Here is a 20324-nt window from a genome sequence, read left to right as displayed (position 1 = left end):
TATTAATTGGCTAATTCACTTAAAAATTTAATGCGCATTAAACGAAGTTCTTCCTCCGTCACATCTTCGATATCACACGTATCCAAGGCCTCTGCGATGTCATCCGTGTCCGCAGACATGAAGTATTCGTAGATTTCCTCTTGTTTGTCTAGTTCCATCACCTGATTGATGTAATAATCCAGGTTTAGTTTCGTACCTGAGAAGCAGATGGTCTCAATCTCTTCGATCAATTCTGCCATGCTCACCTCTTTTTGCTCGGCAATCAGGTCTAAATCGATTTTGCGATCGACCTGTTGGATGATGTAAATCTTGATTTTTGACTTGTTGACCGTCGATTTCACGACTACCTCTTTCGCCGTCTCGATCTCGTTTTCTTCCACGTAGCGATTGATCACATCCAGGAATGGCTTGCCAAATTTCACGACTTTACCCATTCCCACTCCGTTGATTTGGGCCATTTCATCCTGTGTAGTCGGATAAGTGGTCGCCATTTCTTCCAAAGAAGGATCTTGGAAAATCACATACGGTGGCAAATTTTTCTCCTTCGCGATCTTCTTGCGGAGTGTTTTAAGTAGGTCAAAGAGGGCGTCATCATAGGCTTTGGCCCCTAAAGCAGCTCCTTCATCCTCATTTTCAGCGGGTTCCGCTTCTTTTTCATAATCGTGGTCTTTGTAGAACGTAATCGGGAAGGATTCCTTCAAGAAAGCCTGTCCAGCCTCACTTAAACGCAGAACACCGTAATTCTCAATGTCTTTTTCAAGCAGGCCAAAAATGGACATCTGCTTAATGAACGAGATCCAAGGGGACTTTTCATCTTCGATAGGCACCGGCTTTGATGGCGTTTTACGCATCTTCGGTTTTTTAGGCGTATCCTCGTCTCCGTCTTCATCCTCGTCCTCATCATCCTCTTCGTCTACCTCAGGAGCAATCCAAGAAACCGTTTTTCCTGCACCAAACAGCGATAATTTCTCCTGCTCGTGGCTCGCAATAAAGGAATTCGATTTACCCTCTAAGAAATCAGCGATATGCTCTGCGTCGAATTGTTCGCCAGTTTGCTGCACTGCTTTCAACACAAGGCTAACTTCCTCTTCGGCCTTAAACGTAGGGGTAGGATGCATACAATTGTCGCAGAAACCGCAGTTTTCAGCCATATGCTCCCCAAAATAGTGAAGCAATTGCTTACGACGACAAACGCCTAAATTCGTATAGTACACCATTTCAAACAAGAGAATTTTCGCATTCTCTTTCTCTGTTACGGCCTTATCTTTATTAAACTTATCTAATTTCAGGATGTCATCGTAGGTATAGAACAAGATACACGTTCCATCCAAGCCATCGCGACCCGCGCGACCTGTTTCCTGGTAATAACCCTCTAATGACTTAGGAGCGTCATAGTGAATGACAAAACGCACATCTGGTTTATCGATTCCCATTCCAAAAGCAATCGTCGCCACCATCACATCCACTTCCTCATTCAAGAAAGCTTCTTGGTTCGCCATGCGTACCTGCGGCTCTAAACCAGCGTGGTAGGGAAGCGCCTTCACGCTATTCACGTGTAATAATTCCGCAATTTCCTCGACGCGCTTTCTCGAAAGGCAATAAATAATCCCCGCTTTGCCGTTATGCGACTTAATGAAACGGATTAATTGCTTGTCGATATCTTTCTTCGAGCGGATCTCGTAGTAGAGATTTTTGCGATTGAAAGAAGATTTAAAAACGGTCGCATCTTCCAGATTTAAGGTCTTTTGGATGTCGATTTGTACCTTAGGCGTAGCCGTCGCTGTTAAAGCAATGATGGGCATTTTTTCATCGATCGTCTCGATGATGGTGCGAATCTTGCGGTATTCCGGTCTAAAATCGTGCCCCCATTCAGAGATACAGTGTGCCTCGTCGATCGCGACGAAGGAGATTTTAGCCTGTTTTAAGAAGTTCAGGTTCTCTTGTTTATTCAGTGATTCCGGGGCGATGTACAATAATTTCACGGCTCCAGAGATCACTTCGGCCTTTACCCGGTTGATTTCCGCGCGGGTTAAAGAGGAATTTAAGAATTGGGCATTGATGCCAAAAGCCAACATTTGATCTACCTGATTCTTCATCAATGCGATCAAAGGCGAGATGACAATCGCTGTTCCCTCCATTACAATCGCCGGTAATTGATAGCAAAGCGATTTGCCTGCCCCAGTAGGCATCAGAACGAAACTATTCTTTCCTTGAACGGTATTTAGAATAATGGCTTCTTGTTCACCCCGAAATTGGCTAAATCCAAAGGTTTTTTTTAGCTGTTCCTTTAAGCTATCGATCGTAATTGGATGGGGCATAATTTGATTAATGGGTTGTTTCGGCGATGATTAGATTCTGCGGGCTTCTACTTATCTTTGCCCTACAAATTCTTCTAACATTGAAATTAAGCAAAAATATCCAATCCACAGCAAAAAAAGTTTTGACACAGGAAGCAGAGGCCATTCTGCAAGTGAGCGCCGGAATTAATTCGGATTTTGAGGCTTGTGTAGAACATTTGTTGAGCATCCCGGGGCGCATTGTCTTCACGGGAATCGGTAAATCGGCCATTATTGCCCAGAAAATTGTGGCAACGATGAACTCTACCGGAACGCCTGCCCTGTTTATGCACGCGGCGGACGCGATTCACGGGGATTTAGGGATGATTCAGGACGGAGATGCGGTGATTTGTATTTCGAAGTCAGGGGATACGCCAGAAATCAAGGTGTTAGTTCCTTTGATCAAGCGTTTGCAGGTGAAATTGATTGCCATGGTTTCGAACAAGAACTCGTATTTAGGCCAGCAATCGGATTATATTTTGCACGCTTTGGCGGAGCAGGAGGCGGATTTGTTGAATCTGGCACCTACGACATCGACGACGGTGGCTTTGGCATTAGGCGATGCGTTAGCGGTTTGTTTGTTAGAATGCAAAGGATTTACGGCACAGGATTTTGCCAAATACCATCCAGGCGGCGCCCTCGGCAAACGCCTTTATTTAAAAGTGGGCGACATATATCCCACTCACGAATTCCCAGCCATCTCCCACACGTCCTCCATCCAGGAAGCGATCCACGAAATTTCCTCTAAGCGTTTAGGTGCAACGGCAGTATTGGATGCGCAAGGAGAATTAGCCGGAATCATTACGGATGGCGACGTTCGCCGTACTTTGGAAAACTCGAAAGATTGGTCTGCGATAGTGTTAGCAGACATGATGAATACCACACCGAAGACAATTGAGGCGGAGGCATTTGCGACGGAGGCTTTGGCCATCATGCAAAGCAAAAATATCACACAACTGGTGGTGACGGCAAATAAAAAGGCCGTGGGATTTGTGCATCTCCACGACCTGTTGAAAGAGGGTATCGTCTAAAACTTAGCGCATACGGTTTGACGATTGCACCAGCATCTCGTCCTTGCGGATGAGGCGGTTCGCTATCATATTAGCCAGCAGGGAAATCACTAAGGCGTAGAATCCGTAGCCATATTTTCCCTGAATTTCCGGTTCAAACGTAGGCATCGCCTCCTTGAAAATCACCCAAAAAGCATAGCCCATCGCTCCCGCTAATACCAGGGAATTGACTAAGCCTAACATCATTTGACGCATGCGGTTTTTGAAAGAGAAGATCGTTACAAGCGTAATAACCGTCGATAAAGTCACTAAAAGGGCAATCGCGATATTGCTATGCGCCGCTACTTCTTTTCCGTTTTGGAATAATTGCCATTGGTTTGAGAAAAGCTCTGCTTTTTGGCCTGATGTGCCTATTTTTTGCCAAATAGAAATGCCCGATGTCGCGATGGCATTGCCAATAATCGCCAAAGCTAAGAAAATGGTTTGTGGTCTTTGAATCATAATAGTATAGAATTGAATAGGCGAAATTACGCATTTTCTGCAAAAAGCTTCGCCGCAATTTTTGCCGAAGATAAACAAAGCGGAATTCCTCCGCCAGGATGGACGCTGCCGCCTACCCAATACAAATTTTTGATCGCCTTACGGTAATTCGGGTGGCGTAAAAAGGCCGCGAATCGGTTGTTCGATGCATTTCCGTACAAGGCTCCACCAGCGGAAGAAGTTCTCGCCTCGATGCGTCTCGGGTCTAAATAATCCTCTGCCACGATGTGTTTCTCGATGTCTACACCTAAGTTGCGTGATAACTTAGCTATGACATTTTTTCTCATTTTTGCCACTAGCGCATCCCAATCCTGTCCCTCGTTTGCCGGTACATTCATCAAGATAAACCAGTTTTCGCCACCTGCTGGAGCATCTGATTTCTCTACTTTCGAAGAGATATGTAGGTAAATGGTCGGGTCGTCGTTGATGGTTTGGTCCTCGAAGATGGCCTTGAATTCGCCCTGGTAATCGTCCGAGAAGAAGATGTTATGAACGCCTAATTCGTCGAAGCTGCGGTCCATACCCCAGTAGAAGATGATGCCGGAGCTGGATTTGGGTTGGTTTAAGAGCTTTTTCGGTTGTGGTTCCTGTGCCAGCAGTTTCGTGTAACTCGGGCGGATGTCCGCGTTGCAGGCGATGTAGTCAAAGGTGTAATTTCCTTTTTCGGTCTCCAATCCAGTCGCAGTATGGTTTTCTGTGGTGATGAGGGACACTTTCTCGTTGAAGTGAAAGTCCACACCTAGTTCTTCGGCGAGGCGGTGGAGTGCTCGAGGGATGCTGATGATGCCGCCTTTGGGGAAAAATGCACCAATGTTGTATTCTAAGTGCGGAATGATCGATAAAGTCGCTGGCGTTTGGTAAGGATCCGAGCCGTTGTAGGTGGCGTAGCGGTCAAAAAGTTGGACCGTTTTCGGGTTAGTAAAACGCTTCGCGTGGGAGCGGTGCATGGTGTTGAAAAGACCTAGGCGAGGAATATTCAGGTAGCCTTTCAGGGCTTTAGGTCCCGTCCAAGTCGACAAAGAATGCAAAGAATTGTCTAAGAAAAGCTCACTGATAATGTGGTAGTTTTCTCCGATTTCGCATAAAAAACGGGCTACGTTCTCCTCCGATTCGCCCAGTTCCGAAGCAATCGCCGCGGCTGTTTCTGCAGGCGCTGCGTTCGTTTGCAAGCGTGTGCCATCTTCCCAAAAGTAACGGCAAATCTCCGGCAATCGCTCATAGCTGAAATAGTCGCGGGGATTTTTGCCTGCCAGCGTGAACAATTCGTCCACTAAATGCGGCATCGTGAAAAGGGAGGGGCCTGCGTCGAAACGAAATCCGTTCGTTTCGATTTGGGCTAATTTGCCTCCAGGATAGGAATTCGCATCGAAAACGCTGACTTGGTGGCCCGCCACCGCGCTGCGAATAGCAAAGCCCAAACTCCCCATTCCTGATCCGACAATTCCTATTTTTGACATAATTCAAAATTAAGTAAAAAAGAATAAAGCCCTAAATGTTTTTCTCTCCCTGCGCTTTTCCGTAATTTTGCCCGAATTTTAAAATTTTCTATGCTACGTACACATACAAATGGCGAATTGCGCATCGAACACGCGGGCACCGAGGTAACTCTTTGTGGCTGGGTTCAGCGTTCACGAGATAAAGGGGGAATGATTTGGGTGGATCTTCGGGATCGTTACGGGGTCACTCAATTGATGTTAGAGGAGGGGAAATCGTCTGCGGAGGTTTTGGCATTAGCCAGAGGATTAGGCCGTGAATTCGTCGTAGAAGCGAAAGGAATCGTGGTAGAGCGTTTGTCCAAAAACGACAAAATGCCCACCGGCGACATCGAAATCAAAGTAAAAGAATTGCGCGTATTGAATCCGGCGAAATTGCCTCCGTTCTTGATCGAAGACGAGACAGATGGCGGCGATGATATCCGCATGAAATACCGTTATTTAGACTTGCGCCGTAACCCCATTCGCGAGAGTTTGCAATTGCGCCACCACGTGGGTCGCGAAGTGCGTAATTACTTAGATAAGCAAGATTTTATCGAGGTGGAAACACCCGTTTTAATTAAATCAACGCCAGAGGGTGCGCGCGATTTCGTCGTACCTTCCCGCATGAATCCAGGCGAATTTTATGCCTTACCGCAGTCTCCACAAACTTTTAAGCAATTATTGATGGTGTCCGGTTTTGACCGGTACTACCAAATTGTGAAGTGTTTCCGTGACGAAGATTTGCGTGCGGATCGCCAGCCAGAATTTACTCAAATCGACTGCGAAATGTCGTTCGTGGAGCAAGAAGATATCCTGCATATGTTTGAGGGATTGATTCGCCATTTGTTCCAAAACGTGAAAGGCCTGGACATCGGTCAAGTGCCTCGCATGACCTATGCGGATGCGATGAAATACTATGGTTCAGACAAGCCGGACATTCGTTTCGATATGAAATTCGTGGAATTGAAAGGCGAGGGCGTGGATTTGACGTCTGGCAAAGATTTCCAAGTTTTCGATGCAGCGAACACGGTAGTAGGTATTTGCGTGAAAGGCGCAGCGGAATATACCCGCAAGCAAATCGATGAATTAACTGATTTCGTTCGCCGCCCACAAATTGGTGCAAAAGGCTTAATTTACGCACGCGTTCAAGCGGACGGTGTGGTGAAATCATCCGTAGATAAATTCTACTCCGAAGCAGATTTAGCGACTTGGGCTGCGGCATTTAATGCAGAGCCAGGAGACTTAATTTTAGTGCTTTCAGGAGACGGAGATAAAGTGCGCAAGCAATTAAACGAGCTTCGCTTAGAGATGGGAACGCGCATGGGATTACGTGACCCTAATAATTATACCGTTCACTGGGTAGTGGATTTCCCACTATTAGAGTACGGCGAGGAAGAAGATCGCTGGTTTGCGATGCACCATCCGTTTACGAGCCCTAAGCCAGAGGATATTCCATTGATGTTAGCCGGAGAATTCGGTAAAGTACGCGCAAATGCCTACGATTTAGTCGTTAATGGTGTAGAAGTAGGAGGAGGTTCGATTCGTATCTTCCAAAAAGACCTGCAATCAAAAATGTTCGAAGTCCTTGGATTCACTCCAGAGGAAGCACAAGCGCAATTCGGATTCTTATTAGATGCCTTTGAATATGGGGCGCCGCCGCATGGTGGTTTGGCCTTTGGTTTTGACCGTCTTTGCTCTTTATTCGGTGGAACAGATTCGATTCGTGATTATATCGCTTTCCCTAAGAACAACGCTGGGCGCGACGTGATGATCGATTCACCATCTCCACTAGCGCAAGCGCAGTTAGATGAATTGAAGATTAAGACGACGGTTTAGTCGATTAGATAGGATAAAAAAAGGGGGCCGCGCAGCGGCCCCCTTTTTTTATGCAAACTTGTAAATTTAAAAATCGTAATGAAAAACGGGACTTGTCCATTCGCCCGCGTTGATATTAATGACTTCCTTGATTTCGCCGTGGTGGATATCAAAAACCCAGCCATGTAGATGGGGGAATTTGCGTTTCTCCCAGGCCTTTTGGACGATGGTTGTTTTGGCCAAATTCTGAATCTGCTCCGCCACATTCAATTCAACTAAGCGATTAAATCGCTCCGTTTCATCCGCAATCTCATGCAAGTCCGTATAGTGTTTCTCGTATACCTCTTTGATATTACGCAGCCACTTATTGATTAATCCAAAATCGTGGTTCGTCATCGCTGCCTTCACCCCGCCGCAGTTGTAGTGGCCGCAAACGATAATGTGCTTCACCTCTAGAACCTCCACGGCATACTGCAATACGGATAATAAATTGATGTCCGTATGCACCACCATATTCGCCACATTGCGGTGAACGAAAATGTCGCCCGGGTCTGCATGCGTGATTTCTTCTGCTGGAACTCGGCTATCTGCACAGCCAATCCAAAGGAATAATGGATTTTGGTCTTTCGATAAATTATCAAAATACGTAGGGTCTAATTCTAGCCTTTCGCTAGCCCAAGCCTTATTACTTAAAAGTAATTTTTTATATTCTTTCATGTTTATTTCTTTTTAAGGTCGACTTCTATGCCGCGTTCCTGTGCTGTGCTGACAAACTCCTGAATCAATAAGTGGATGTCATGGTCCATAAAATGCACTTTAGTGGTATCGATAAATACTTCTGCACCTTCCGGTATTTTTCGTAATGCTTCTTTCAATTGCATTTTATGCAAGAACGTTACATCTTTCTGAAATTTAATTAAAATTTCATTCCCATTTTTGAATACGGTAAATACGGAGGAATAATTCGTGATGACCACAAAGATTAATCCCACTAAAGTTCCCACAAAAATTCCCCAAAGCAAATCGACTCCCACCACCACGGCTACCGTCACTAAAAAGGGAACCCATTGCTTCCAGCCCTCGGCAAATACTTTTTTAAACTCTTTCGGGTGGGCTAATTTGTATCCGGTGTATAATAAAATACTCGCTAAACACGCTAACGGAATCTTGTTCAAATAAAGGGGTAAAAGCACTACAGCCACGATTAATAAGGCGCCATGGAAAAATCCTGACATGCGGCTTTTTCCTCCCGCATAGATATTCGTAGAGGAACGGACGATCACGGACGTAATGGGTAAGCCTCCAAGGAGTCCACTTACGACGTTTCCAGCTCCTTGCGCTAATAGTTCACGGTCTGGAGAGGAAATTCTTTTCAGAGGATCAAGTGAGTCAGTTGCCTCGAGCGATAATAGCGATTCTAAGGTAGCGACGATGGCCAAAGTCAAAGCAATGGAATAGACCTTCGGGTGGCTTAAGAAACTCCAATCAGGGGATATGATTCCTGCATAAATTTCACTACTGGAAGCGAACACGGGAAGGTTTACCATGTGGTCTTTAGAGTCACCTAAGAACCATTCTGGATTCCAAATGGCTAATCCTTCATTGATTCCCACACCGGCCAAAACCACAAATAAAGAAGCGGGTAGGGCATTCATCCAGGAGAATTTTTGGCCTAATTTTGTCCAAGAAAATAGAATGATAAGCCCCAATAGCGAAATAATAAGGGCCCCTATTTTGATGGAGGCGAGCGACTTTAAAATTTCGGTAAAGGTATTTTCACCATCTTTTTGGTCAAATTCAAACTCTCCAATAAAGTCTAAATCATCCCCGATCGCATGTGGAATTTGTTTCAAGATAATCACAATTCCAATCGCCACCAGCATGCCACGTATGACAGATGAGGGAAAAAATCCACCAATCTTCCCTAATTTCAATAGGCCTAAAGCGACCTGAATTAAGCCGGCAATGATGACGGCTACTAAAAAACCGGGAAACGAGCCTAAATCGGCAATAGCCGTGGCCACAATAATCGTTAAGCCAGCGGCCGGCCCACTAACCGATAGTTCTGATCCGGATAAGAGGGAAACGAGTGTTCCGCCTACGATACCAGCCACAAGGCCGGCTAATAAAGGGGCTCCTGAGGCTAGAGCGATGCCTAAACAGAGGGGTAATGCGACTAAAAAGACCGCGATTCCTGATTTCCAGTCCCCTTTAATGAAGGACTGAAGGTATGCTGATTGTTTCATATGTTTGTTTAATTAATGAGGTATTCGTCTAAATTAAACAGGGAAATCGGGCGGGGTTAATGGAATATTGAAGTGCCCCGCTGAAAGATCGATTCGTAAGTCAGGTACGTTTTTTAGCTCAAAACGGTAGCCAAGGACATTCCAAGAGGTATGGCGAATAATAGCTGCGTCTTCCGTCGTATCCTCATCTTCTGAATCTTCATCATCTGCGTCCATGGGTACACTCGGTAAAGGCTTGTGTTGGGAAATTGGTTCCTTTGTTTGAAAAATTACCTTCGATTGTGGGTCTCTTTCTTGGATTAATAAAGGTTCGGCGCTGTCAAATTTATCCTTCCCGAATCTCCACTCTTTTTTCAAGCGCCCACCACTCCCAAACTCATGGTATTCTCTCCAGCGGCCCACCTTTACACTATCGTCCAAGCGACCATCTTCTTTTAAACTGCCACTGGGATAGAAGGAAAAATAGGTGCCGCGAACTTTGCCATAAAGTCGTGGAATAACCTCTTTGATTTTCTTTTTCGACGCATCGTAATACGCGATATGCGATCCGGCAGTATAGCCTTTTTCGTAGTACACTTTGTTCTCTAATTCATTTTCTGGACCGTAGGTTTCCCAGCGCCCGTCTTTCGTGCCCATAAAATAGAATCCTTCTTCGATCAGTTTTTGATTGACATATTTCTTGAAGGGTCCGTGGCAAATTTGCACGTTTTTTGTGTCCTTTAAAGGGATGGATACCACGCGGGATTGGGAGGGGTCAAAGATGAAAACCTCTGTGATGTAGGGGCTCAGGGCCTCGTCTTCCACATATTTCACCACGTTCACTTCTTCCACTGTCATTCGAACGCCACTACCATAATTGCCCAGTTTGCGTTCGGTTTTTATGCCAGCGTATTCGTCTCGGGGTTGGAGTTTTTTTTTCGCGTTTGTGACGATTTTTTTACCTAAATCCTTGACGCCTAAACTCTCAATAAACGCTTTACTATCTTCTTTAAACTTCTTCGCTTCTGCCGCCTTGTTCTCTAATCCGGTTGAGAGGCGTCCGCTAAATAAACCTTTTTCGTGAACCGAGGGGTCTATGAGTGGCTTGTTTGTAGTCACAGCCCGATTCTGCGCTCGAACAGTTAAGTTCAAGCAAAGCAAAAAACAGATAAGAGTGACGCGCAAAAGCATAGAGCAGACCTAAAAATATTTCCCAAAACTACGAATTAAACTTATTACCTGACGGACTTTGTGTATTTTTGCAAGGATTTTTTGAGGCCTTATTTGATTCATTCATTGGAAAAACAAGCAAAAATATATGTAGCCGGGCACCGCGGAATGGTGGGTTCTGCTATTGTACGAAAATTACAGAAGGAAGGATACACGAATTTAGTGCTGAAAACCTCGGCGGAATTAGATTTACGAGATCAAGTGAAAGTAGCTGATTTTTTCGCTACAGAAAAGCCTGATTATGTCTTTTTAGCTGCGGCTAAAGTAGGCGGAATCGTAGCAAATAATACCTACCGCGCGGATTTCTTGTACGAGAATTTGGCCATCCAAAACAACATCATTCACTCTTCTTTCGTCAATAAGGTAAAGAAATTACAGTTCTTAGGATCTTCTTGTATTTACCCTAAATTAGCCCCTCAGCCTCTGAAAGAGTCTTATTTACTCAGTGGTTATTTAGAGGAAACGAATGAGCCTTATGCCATTGCCAAGATTGCGGGTATCAAAATGTGTGAGGCCTACCGCGCTCAATATGGCTGTGATTTCATCTCGGTAATGCCTACGAATCTGTATGGCCCGAACGATAATTACGATTTAGAAAATTCCCACGTTTTGCCGGCTATGATTCGCAAGTTTCAGGAGGCGAAAGAACGCGGAGATGCGTCGATGACGCTTTGGGGTACCGGTTCTCCCATGCGGGAATTCTTGCATGCGGACGATTTAGCGGAGGCCTGTGTTTATCTAATGGAGACCTACAGCGACTCAGAACTCGTGAATATCGGTACGGGAATCGACGTAACCATTAAAGAATTAGCGGAGACCGTGAAAGAAATAGTGGGCTTCTCCGGCAGTATTCAGTGGGATACTTCACGTCCTGACGGAACGCCACGCAAATTAATGGATGTGTCGAAGTTGCACTCGCTAGGCTGGAAACATAAAATAGCATTGAAAGAAGGGATCGCACTCGCGTACCAAGATTTCTTAACGAATGTCAGTATCAGAAAATAATGGAGGAGAAGGAATGGTTTAGTACTTGGTTTGATTCTCCGTATTACCATATTTTATACGCTAAACGAGACGAGCAGGAAGCGGCAGATTTCATTGCTTCTTTGTTACAGAAGCTTCATTTGGCTCCAGGCTCTCGTGTGCTAGACGCTGCCTGTGGAAAAGGACGTCACGCCATAACCCTTCAACAACTGGGTTTCTCTGTGGACGCGTTCGATTTATCCCCTGCTAACATCGAGGCTGCTCAAGCTTTTGAAAATAAAGATTTGCTCTTTTTTGTGCATGATCTGCGGGAGCCATTGCCCTTACAAAATAAGTACGATGCGATTTTTAATTTCTTTACCAGTTTCGGGTATTTTGATGATCAACAAGACAATCAAAAAGCCTTTAATACATTCTCCGGTGGATTAAAAGACGGAGGTTTATTGGTGTTGGATTTCTTCAATCCGACGTTTGTCTTAGCGAATTTAGTGCCTACGGAAACGGTGGAGCGCGAGGGGATAACCTTTCACATCAAGCGCTGGTCTGATGCCGGCTATTTATACAAATCCATCGATTTTAGCGATCAGGGTAAGGCATTTTCTTTCGTGGAGAAAGTCGAATTAGTGGCTAAAAATGATTTCATCTCGTATGCTGCTCAGGCAGGACTACGTTTAGTTGACTTGAAAGGCGATTATGCCCTTTCATCATTCGATGAAAAAGAGTCGCCTCGCATGATCTTCACCTGGGCTAAAAAATCGAATTAATTCTTCTGAAATTTAAGGCTCACCTGATTTTCTAAGTCTGGGAAATGTAAGATGTAATTGCCAGCCGGCAAAGCAGAGATATCCAGGCTTATTCTATTGTCTCTACTCTCTACTCTGCTATCTCTCAGCTCTTTCCCCTGCATATCACTAATGCGGACACGGATGTTAGAGGCCTGAAAAGTACTAGGGATGCCAATATGCACTACTTCGGTTGCCGGATTGGGGAAAGCATAGAACGTAGCAAACGGATTATCTGTTGCAGACGCTAAAATGGTAATCCCATAACTAGCCGTGGCTAGACAACCATTCACATCCCTTAATTTTACTTTATAAATGCCATTCGCAGTCGGTTTAAAGGTCGTAGCCGTGGCTCCAGTGATGGCGATATCATTTAAATACCATTGAATATCTGTTCCTGCAGACGTAGTCAAAATTCCTTGATTGAAGGTGACTAAGGGTTCTAGTGGGTTAGTGGCTGTCACCGTAGAAGTAGGTGAGGTCACGGGACAAATCCCATTGAAGCTCGAATTCAACGTGTAGGAACCGGAGGAATTGACCTCTAGTTTATTCGTCGTTGCCCCGGCGATGGCCGACCCATTTTTAAACCATTGGTAGGTAGGTGTTCCGGATGCAGGTGTTCCTGTTAAGGTGATTTTATCCCCCGCGCATACGGTGGTGGCGCCTGTGGGGCTCACGGCTACGACTGGACTCTCGCCAATAGTGACGCTTACTTGTACTCTAGGGCTTGGGCAAGCGTAGGATTTGAATTTCATCCCATACAAGTAATAGTAGCCAGATTGGATTTCGCCTCCATTAAAGAGTGCACTTGTAAGTTTTAAAACGCCCGGTATGGCGTAAGGGTAGCCGATGTTTGTAGGGGCATTTACGGTATCTGCGGCCGTGCGATTGCTGCGGAATATGGACGCGCCATTTGAGCAGACATGGGATAAAATGTAGGTGCCGGCCTTGGGGAAAGGGAGGTTTAAAATCACTTTTTGGCCAGGATCATTTTTGTCGTCGATTAATTGATTGTTTACCGTGGTGTTGTTTGCAGACGTCCGTGTCGCCGTTAAGTCTTTCGCCACGGAGGCGATTAATTCCCCTGTCTCTTTATCGAAAATGCCGAAAGTGACGGTTCCTGACGTCCCTATGTAGACAGTCGCAGATTCTAAAATAGTAGGCTGTGTTACCGTGAAGATGGGTTCTGGGCCAAAATTGGAGTAATAGCTTCCTCCTCCAAATTCCGCCTTCGTAGCAGGTCCCATTGTCGTATTTAAATTATCAAATGCTGCATAAAAAGTGCCCGTTGATGGAGTTTTCAGGGAAGCCCCCGCACCTAAAAGGGTGTTTCCATTATACCAAAGAGGACTGCCATTCGTCGCGGCTAAACTCAACTCAGACGCACCACTGCAAATCGTTCCCGTGACTACTGGCGCTGCAGGGCTTTCGATGGTTCCGCTGATGGTATACGTGTCGTTCAGGCTGTTTTGATCCCCTGTTAACGCCGTTTTCAATAGAAATGTATAGCTCAATCCTGCGATTAACTGGGCGCTCCCGCTCAGGCTCACATCCATTTCTCTGCCAGAAGCTAAGGTAGAAATAGTGCCAGAAGCGGTTCCCACTAGGGTAGATCCAGATTTGATTTCTAGCAAGACGGGAACATTTGTTTGGGTGAGGGAGCCTGCATTTTTTACTTTGGCCACAAAATTAGTCGCGCCTGCGCTTGCACAAAATCCAGCAGTTGTTTGAGCTACAGAGACAGCTGAAAAGTCTTTAGAGGCCTGTAAAATCTGTAAAGCGTAATCTTTTGTTTCACCCGAGGTGATGGAACCACACGAAAGGGCTGCCCCAGACCCGTTAGAAGCCACCCACCTTATTCGGTAGTAGTTGTCCTGTTTTAAGGTGCTAGGAATGTGGATGGATGTTGCGCCGGTCGACGAGCTATACAACTCTTCTCCCGCATCAGTAAAATCACCGTCTTGATTCCAGTCAGCGTAAAGGCTCGTATTTCTCGTTCCAGATCCTGCAAATTGGAAGGCAAGCGGCAAGCTAGCGCCTAATTCCGCGGTGAACGTGGGGTTTAGTCCGGTGGAATCCTTTGTTGTTCCTAAGGTAAATTTTTGAAAATCGGTGGTTACGGTGCTTGGGGCTAAGGCGCAATAGGCTGTTCCTCCTATTCCGGAGACAGCAATTCCAAAATCTTGAGTACTATTTTTTATGATCCCTTTGTGGCTCACGGTTAGGGTGAATGTTTGGCCAGGCAAGGGATTATTGACGATAATTTGCTCTACATTGTCTCGAATGTTGTCACCGGGGACAGCCAGCGCGTCTGGTGTACCTGGGTCTAAGATGAAAGGTAGATAGGTAGTGGAACCACTCGAGATCCGTATATCTAGGTCATTCACTAGACGCGGGGTTCTATCGTTTAAGGCAGCGGATGTGGTGCCTTCTGGGTCAGTCCAAGCAATGGTCGCCTTTAAAGGGCCATTTCCTGAACTAATAAGGGTATAGGTTTTCGTTTGACCTTGATTTAATTTTTCCTCTTTTAGTAAGTGCGTATTTCCCTCATTCTTGACGAGAGCAGCAGCCTTGTCCAGTTGGATAAGTCCATACCCTGTTTTGTAGTCAGGCCCTGCCACGTCCATGTCCAAGGCGCTGTGTATGGCGACCGCCTTGAGGGTGGAGGCCAGCATAAAGGTATTGCTATTTAGACGATTGTATAACTGCTGAATTAAATAAAGTGATCCTGCTGCTTGGGGAGAGGACATCGATGTGCCACTTTGGGTTGCGTAGGATTTATCGCTTGTGTTGGTGGTGGAAAATAAACTAGTCCCTACCGCCATCACGTCCGGTTTTACGCGCCCATCGTCCGTGGGACCCCAGCTAGTAAAGCTTGAAATGCTCACTTCAGAACCTTTCGTGGGAATCAGGGAAGAGAGCGTTGCGGCTCCTACGGTTAAAATATTTTTAGCGGTTCCTGAGGTCGAAATAATGTCAAATCCATCATTTTTTGCTCTTGCTTTATTCGAAGAATCACTCGTGGAGCGTAATAAATAGTACTCTCCAGCTGCGGGACCATTTTGATTTCGGCTATTGCCTGCAGACTTGACAATCAGGTAGTTAGGGGCGTTGTAGGCGACGCGATCCCAGGTTTGGGTATTCGCATCGTATAAGCCAAATTTATAGTCTTCCTCCGTACTGACCGCATCATTTCCCCACCATTGCCATTTTTTCTTCGTCTCATCATAGACCCAGCCCGCTTGGTAACCATAGGAGTGATTACTGATTAAAAGAGAAGTGGATGCCGTGCTCATTTCGGAATTATCGTTTGAATAATCCCAAAATTTCAAATCCGCCTCATAAGCCATTCCTCTAGCGGATGGGCTGATTCCGGCTGCCACTAAAATGCCCGCTACGTGCGTAGCATGGTCGTTTGTACTCGTAATCGTTTGTGCAGCCGTTGCTCTGCCCCCAAACTCTTGGTGACTGGCTAGAACTCCGCCGCCATCCCACATGCCTAATTTCCCTTTTATCGAATCCGATTTTCCTGTCAGTCCTAGGTTTAAGGAAGCTCCTGGGTACAAGAGGTTAGTCTTCGTCATTTTGGCCGCTTGCGTATTCGATTCTGTCCTCAAGTACAATGCTTCCCCTATTTCTGAAAAACCTTGGAATTGTAGTGTCTTATTTTTACCCAAGTCCACTTGCAGTGGAATGCCTCTTTTTTTGGCCAAAGCCTGCGCCCCTCGGTAAATGGAATCTTGTTGCATTCCGAAACGTAAGGCACGTTCTTTTCGCAAAGCATCTTGTGCCCAGGTGGAAAAACTTAACAAGAAAAGAAGTACTAGTTTACCCTTCATATTTACCCTTCATAGAGCGTTCAATTTACGCAATTATTTAATCTCTACCTTAAACGTTTTTCGGTGGTAATTTGTTAAACCATTTTCGAGAATGGCTTTGCGATGTTGCAAGGTGGGATAACCCGCATTTCGCTCCCAACCATAGCCGGGATGCTCCTGAGCCATTTTTTCGAGTAATTCATCCCGATAGGTTTTGGCCAAAATAGAAGCCGCCGCAATCGAGAAATATTTCGAATCCCCTTTTACGATACAGGTATGTGGTGTTAAGGGGTAGCTATAAAAGCGATTCCCGTCGACCAATAAGTGCTCCGGACGATGCGTTAATTGATCCACCGCCAGATGCATCGCTAAAATACTCGCCTTTAAAATGTTGATTTCATCAATTTTCGCCGCATCTACCTCCGCAATGGCATAGTCAATGGCATATTCCCGCACTAAACGTTTTAATTCAGTGCGTTGTCGCAACGTCATCTGTTTCGAATCTGTCAGGAACGGATGGTGAAAATCCCGGGGTAAAATCACTGCCGCCGCCACGACGGGCCCCGCTAAACAACCTCTCCCTGCTTCATCTAAGCCGGCCTCTAGCCCGAAAGGCGCATAAAAGGGGAGGAGCGCAGTCATATTACCGGTTAAATAATAAGCGTTTCCCTGTTCTACTTTCGTCAAAAGACCCCTGTGAATATGCTAAATGTCCAGAAACGAAGGTGTGTTCTACTGATGCGGATAGGGTGTGTCCCTCTAGAGGTGACCAGCCGCATTGGTATAAGATATTCTCTTTAGAAACGGTATATGGTTTGTGTAAATCCACGATCGCTAAATCCGCCCAATACCCTTCGCGGATATACCCACGCTCTTCGATTTGGAAACAATCGGCCACTGCATGCGCTGTTTTTTCAGCAATGAGCTCGAGGCTGATGTGACCTTCTTTGGCTAAATCAATCATCAATAACAGGGGATGCTGGACTAAAGGCAAGCCAGATGGAGCCTTCCAAAATCCTTGCGATTTCTCCTCCCAGGTATGTGGTGCGTGATCCGTTGCAATAATATCTAATTCTCCAGTTACTAAAGCCTTCCGCAAAGCCGTCTTGTGGCGGGCATCTTTAATGGCCGGATTGCATTTAATTTGATTTCCCAGCGTGTCGTATTGTGCCGCATCGAACCACAAGTGGTGCACGCAAACTTCTGCCGTAATTTTCTTGTCTTTCACGGCTTTCCCAGTCTCGAACAAGGCTAATTCTTCCTCTGTCGAGATATGTAAAATGTGCAAGCGCGTGTTGTTTTTTTTCGCTAAATCCACCGCCATGGACGAAGAAAGATAGCAAGCCTCTTCATTTCGTACTAAAGGGTGGATGTAGGCAGGGGCGTCTTCTGGGTATTTTTCTTTGAAAAGTTCTGTGCGCGCGCGGACAGTCGGTTCATCTTCGCAGTGCGTTGCGATGAGCATTTCGCAGCTGGAGAATAGTTTTTCTAAGGTTTGGGTGTTATCCACAAGCATGTTGCCAGTGGACGACCCCATAAATATTTTGATCCCGCACACATCGCGCGGATTCGTTTTTAATACTTCTTCTAAGTTGTCGTTTCCGGCGCCCATAAAGAAGGAGTAGTTGGCCAAAGATCCAGCCGCCGCTATCGCGTATTTATCCGCTAATAATTCCTGGGTTAACGCATTGGGAACCGTGTTCGGCATCTCCATAAAACTCGTCACACCACCTGCCACAGCCGCCCGCGCCTCGCTGGCAATCGTCGCTTTGTGGGTTAAGCCGGGCTCTCTGAAATGCACTTGATCATCGATCATTCCGGGGAAAACGTGTTTCCCTGAAAGGTCTACTACGACATCTCCAGGAGCAGGGTTAATATCTGCCGCTATTTTTGCGATTCTACCATTTTCGATGCGTAAATCAGAAGCAATAATTTGCCCCTCGTTAACAATTTGAGCGTTTTTTAAAACGTAATTAGTCATTTAGATCAGTGATTTTAAATTCAGTTCGGCGGTTTTCTTGGTGCGCTTCCTCGCTACAATCGACGCCATCAGAGCAGCCGTTGATGAGTTGCGTTTCGCCATAGCCTTTGGCCTTGATGCGCGACGCCTCGATTCCGTGCTCGATGATGTATTTTACAGCTGATTCAGCTCTTCTTTGGGATAATTTTAAGTTATAACCCGCACTGGCGCGGGCATCCGTATGCGACCCTAATTCGATCGAAATAGCTGGATTATCCTTTAAAACTTGGACGATTTTGTCTAATTCGGCCGCTGCATCCGGGCGAATATTGGACTTATCTAAATCATAATAGATCGGATTTACGTCAAATAAGGCGCTGATTTCTTCGCCCACTTCAGCAAGTCCCAGCGTAATTTTATGGTCAAAAGTCGTGTCCGTTAATTCTTTCTTCAATAATTGCTTCGGAATCTCGCGGCCATCCATCAAGAATTCACTGCGCTTGGTCAAGTACTTCTCTTTGCTGGCGTTGAAGCTGATTTGATCGGCAGGATTTAAGTCGATGATGTCCAGATAACCTTCGGCATTACTAAATAGAACCGGCTGAATTTCTCCATTACGCTTAATGCCCACTTTCGCTTTTGCGATCGGTTTATTACGCGCATTGACAATCTGCGTTCTTAAGTGATATAAGGCCACTTTCGCAGCTTCTCCGCTCTCCGAAATCATGATTTCATTGGACCACCAGCGATCCTCTGATCCAGTGGATTCGAAATAATAGATATCGTCATCGCCTTTGCCTCCCACCCGGTTCGAGCTAAAATAACCCTGTGTTGAATCTGCTAAAAACAACCCAAAATCATCGCCCACCGAGTTAATCGGAACGCCTAAATGTTCGATTTGAATTTCATCTCCACTGCGACTTGCCACAAAAAGATCTAATCCTCCTAAACTCGGATGTCCATCCGAAGAGAAGTATAATTTTCCGTCCTCAGAAACATACGGGAATAGTTCATTGCCACGCGTATTAATGGTGGAGCCTAAATTAATGGGTCTTCCAAAACGCCCCGAATTATCCATGGGTGCCCGGTACAAATCCAATCCGCCTTTCCCGCCTCTTCGATTTGAGCTAAAATAGAGTGTTTTCCCATCTCTAGAAAAGGCCGGACTCCCATCCCAACCTATCGAATCCGAAATCGCTAAACGTTCTGGGGTAGACCAGTTGCCGTCTCTTTTGGTTGAAATATACAAATCCACATCCGGCGAAGGATCCTTGCTTTTGCCTGAATTTCCGCGAGCAAAAACCATCGTATTTCCATCCTTAGAAAAGGCTGGCGTCCCTTCATTCGCATTCGCATCTAACAGGTTCGCGCTAAATAATTCTAATTTTTCAATCTCTCCCGGACTCTTCAGTCGCGCTTTGTACAAACCTAAAAAAGGCAAACCATTATTTTTATAGATCAAGGGCTTCTTCGAACTCGTTAATATCAGCTCGTCGCCTATTTTGATAGGGCCAAATTCCGCTTGATTCGTGTTTCCCACCAATCCTTGGATCTTCACCGGACTCGGCTTTTTACTGTATTCTTCTACTGCGGGCAAATTATCTAACTCGATTTCGGCTTTTACCACCAGTTCACGCGAAGGTTTCGAATCGATAAATTCTTTCAAGTATTTACGTGCATCGGCGTATTTTCCGTTCGCTTTTGCGGCGTAGGCGAGGTGTAGATTGATGTTTTTGTCGTCGTAGCCCTTTTCTTTGGCAATCAAATAATACGGCGTTGCATACTGAATGCGGTTCGAAAGGCGGTAGGATTCCGCCACGAAGTAGTTCGTTTCTTTTGCTCTGTAGTAGCGTTGGGCCAAAGGCTTTACCTCCCGAATCGTCCACTCATATTCCCCCACTTCGAAATTTTGCTTCGCCTTTTTGAACAATCGGGCATCATAATTGCAGCCGCTTAACACGCCTGTAATAACGATCAAAAAGAGGTAAATGCTTGAATTAAATGGCTTTACGAATTTCATAGTGGACTAATGTAACGTAAAAATAAATACAAACCGGATTATTTTCTGTACCTTTGCCTAAATTTCGACAATCGAAGCCAAGATGACAAACGTTCGTCCTCTTTTATTCCAGCAGTGATGTTGTACCAT

Annotated in this window: 14 protein-coding genes; 4 read left to right on the top strand and 10 right to left on the bottom strand. The window is 45.5% G+C overall.

Annotated features, from left to right (window positions below; genetic code table 11):
* Positions 1-2: 2 nt before the first annotated feature.
* On the bottom strand, positions 3-2318 hold the full coding sequence (locus tag EWU21_RS03350; protein WP_130895395.1) for a RecQ family ATP-dependent DNA helicase: 2316 nt from the start codon (positions 2316-2318) through the stop codon (positions 3-5).
* An 80-nt stretch (positions 2319-2398) separates the two neighbouring features.
* Here EWU21_RS03350 and EWU21_RS03345 point away from each other — a divergent pair, with 80 nt between their 5' ends.
* Positions 2399-3367, top strand: a complete 969-nt coding sequence (locus EWU21_RS03345) for a KpsF/GutQ family sugar-phosphate isomerase (protein ID WP_130895394.1) — start codon at positions 2399-2401, stop codon at positions 3365-3367.
* Between the two features lie 3 nt (positions 3368-3370).
* Here the strand turns inward: EWU21_RS03345 and EWU21_RS03340 are convergent, their stop codons facing one another.
* Positions 3371-3847: a DUF4293 domain-containing protein gene (locus EWU21_RS03340; protein ID WP_130895393.1), complete on the bottom strand. Its 477-nt coding sequence runs from the start codon at positions 3845-3847 to the stop codon at positions 3371-3373.
* A gap of 26 nt (positions 3848-3873) precedes the next feature.
* The gene (gene crtD / locus EWU21_RS03335) at positions 3874-5343 is read right to left on the bottom strand and encodes a 1-hydroxycarotenoid 3,4-desaturase CrtD (RefSeq protein WP_130895392.1); all 1470 of its coding nucleotides are present in this window, start codon (positions 5341-5343) and stop codon (positions 3874-3876) included.
* A 90-nt stretch (positions 5344-5433) separates the two neighbouring features.
* On the opposite strand from crtD, the gene aspS reads away from it, so the two are divergent.
* Positions 5434-7197, top strand: coding sequence for an aspartate--tRNA ligase (gene aspS, locus EWU21_RS03330; protein WP_130895391.1), 1764 nt, complete (start codon positions 5434-5436; stop codon positions 7195-7197).
* Positions 7198-7263: 66 nt separating this feature from the next.
* On the opposite strand, the gene EWU21_RS03325 is transcribed toward aspS, so the two are convergent.
* From EWU21_RS03325 to EWU21_RS03315, 3 genes are read right to left on the bottom strand one after another with little or no spacing between them, the layout of a single operon-like run.
* Complete coding sequence (locus EWU21_RS03325) at positions 7264-7893, bottom strand: carbonic anhydrase (RefSeq protein WP_130895390.1); 630 nt, start codon at positions 7891-7893, stop codon at positions 7264-7266.
* Between the two features lie 2 nt (positions 7894-7895).
* Positions 7896-9422, bottom strand: a complete 1527-nt coding sequence (locus EWU21_RS03320; protein ID WP_130895389.1) for a SulP family inorganic anion transporter — start codon at positions 9420-9422, stop codon at positions 7896-7898.
* A 33-nt stretch (positions 9423-9455) separates the two neighbouring features.
* Positions 9456-10520, bottom strand: a complete 1065-nt coding sequence (locus tag EWU21_RS03315) for a toxin-antitoxin system YwqK family antitoxin (protein WP_130895388.1) — start codon at positions 10518-10520, stop codon at positions 9456-9458.
* 177 nt (positions 10521-10697) lie between these two features.
* On the opposite strand from EWU21_RS03315, the gene fcl reads away from it, so the two are divergent.
* Both fcl and EWU21_RS03305 read left to right on the top strand, forming a co-directional pair.
* On the top strand, positions 10698-11636 hold the full coding sequence (fcl, locus tag EWU21_RS03310; protein ID WP_130895387.1) for a GDP-L-fucose synthase: 939 nt from the start codon (positions 10698-10700) through the stop codon (positions 11634-11636).
* On the top strand, positions 11636-12379 hold the full coding sequence (locus EWU21_RS03305; RefSeq protein WP_130895386.1) for a class I SAM-dependent methyltransferase: 744 nt from the start codon (positions 11636-11638) through the stop codon (positions 12377-12379). The genes fcl and EWU21_RS03305 overlap by 1 nt, the downstream gene beginning before the upstream one ends.
* On the opposite strand, the gene EWU21_RS03300 is transcribed toward EWU21_RS03305, so the two are convergent.
* The 4 genes from EWU21_RS03300 to EWU21_RS03285 are packed head-to-tail and all read right to left on the bottom strand — an operon-like array spanning position 12376 to position 20195.
* On the bottom strand, positions 12376-16236 hold the full coding sequence (locus tag EWU21_RS03300; RefSeq protein WP_130895385.1) for a S8 family serine peptidase: 3861 nt from the start codon (positions 16234-16236) through the stop codon (positions 12376-12378). The genes EWU21_RS03305 and EWU21_RS03300 overlap by 4 nt on opposite strands.
* 33 nt (positions 16237-16269) lie before the next feature.
* Positions 16270-16857, bottom strand: coding sequence for a ribonuclease HII (locus EWU21_RS03295; protein ID WP_130895384.1), 588 nt, complete (start codon positions 16855-16857; stop codon positions 16270-16272).
* Between the two features lies 1 nt (position 16858).
* Complete coding sequence (locus tag EWU21_RS03290) at positions 16859-18196, bottom strand: dihydroorotase (protein ID WP_130895383.1); 1338 nt, start codon at positions 18194-18196, stop codon at positions 16859-16861.
* Complete coding sequence (locus tag EWU21_RS03285) at positions 18189-20195, bottom strand: OmpA family protein (RefSeq protein WP_236633163.1); 2007 nt, start codon at positions 20193-20195, stop codon at positions 18189-18191. Before EWU21_RS03285 ends, EWU21_RS03290 begins: the two co-directional genes overlap by 8 nt.
* Positions 20196-20324 lie beyond the last annotated feature (129 nt).

Source organism: Aquirufa antheringensis (assembly GCF_004307425.1).
Lineage (GTDB): Bacteria > Bacteroidota > Bacteroidia > Cytophagales > Spirosomataceae > Aquirufa > Aquirufa antheringensis.
Note: the sequence above shows the minus strand (reverse complement) of the source record. Positions and strands in the feature narration are given on the sequence as shown.

What these genes read in the sequence shown, in the direction of transcription:
- EWU21_RS03285 (WP_236633163.1), bottom strand. Translation starts at nt 20,195, where the DNA reads ATGAAATTCGTAAAGCCATTTAATTCAAGCATTTACCTCTTTTTGATC.
- EWU21_RS03290 (WP_130895383.1), bottom strand. Translation starts at nt 18,196, where the DNA reads ATGACTAATTACGTTTTAAAAAACGCTCAAATTGTTAACGAGGGGCAA.
- EWU21_RS03300 (WP_130895385.1), bottom strand. Translation starts at nt 16,236, where the DNA reads ATGAAGGGTAAACTAGTACTTCTTTTCTTGTTAAGTTTTTCCACCTGG.
- EWU21_RS03305 (WP_130895386.1), top strand. Translation starts at nt 11,636, where the DNA reads ATGGAGGAGAAGGAATGGTTTAGTACTTGGTTTGATTCTCCGTATTAC.
- aspS (WP_130895391.1), top strand. Translation starts at nt 5,434, where the DNA reads ATGCTACGTACACATACAAATGGCGAATTGCGCATCGAACACGCGGGC.
- EWU21_RS03350 (WP_130895395.1), bottom strand. Translation starts at nt 2,318, where the DNA reads ATGCCCCATCCAATTACGATCGATAGCTTAAAGGAACAGCTAAAAAAA.
- EWU21_RS03325 (WP_130895390.1), bottom strand. Translation starts at nt 7,893, where the DNA reads ATGAAAGAATATAAAAAATTACTTTTAAGTAATAAGGCTTGGGCTAGC.
- EWU21_RS03340 (WP_130895393.1), bottom strand. Translation starts at nt 3,847, where the DNA reads ATGATTCAAAGACCACAAACCATTTTCTTAGCTTTGGCGATTATTGGC.
- EWU21_RS03295 (WP_130895384.1), bottom strand. Translation starts at nt 16,857, where the DNA reads ATGACTGCGCTCCTCCCCTTTTATGCGCCTTTCGGGCTAGAGGCCGGC.
- crtD (WP_130895392.1), bottom strand. Translation starts at nt 5,343, where the DNA reads ATGTCAAAAATAGGAATTGTCGGATCAGGAATGGGGAGTTTGGGCTTT.
- EWU21_RS03320 (WP_130895389.1), bottom strand. Translation starts at nt 9,422, where the DNA reads ATGAAACAATCAGCATACCTTCAGTCCTTCATTAAAGGGGACTGGAAA.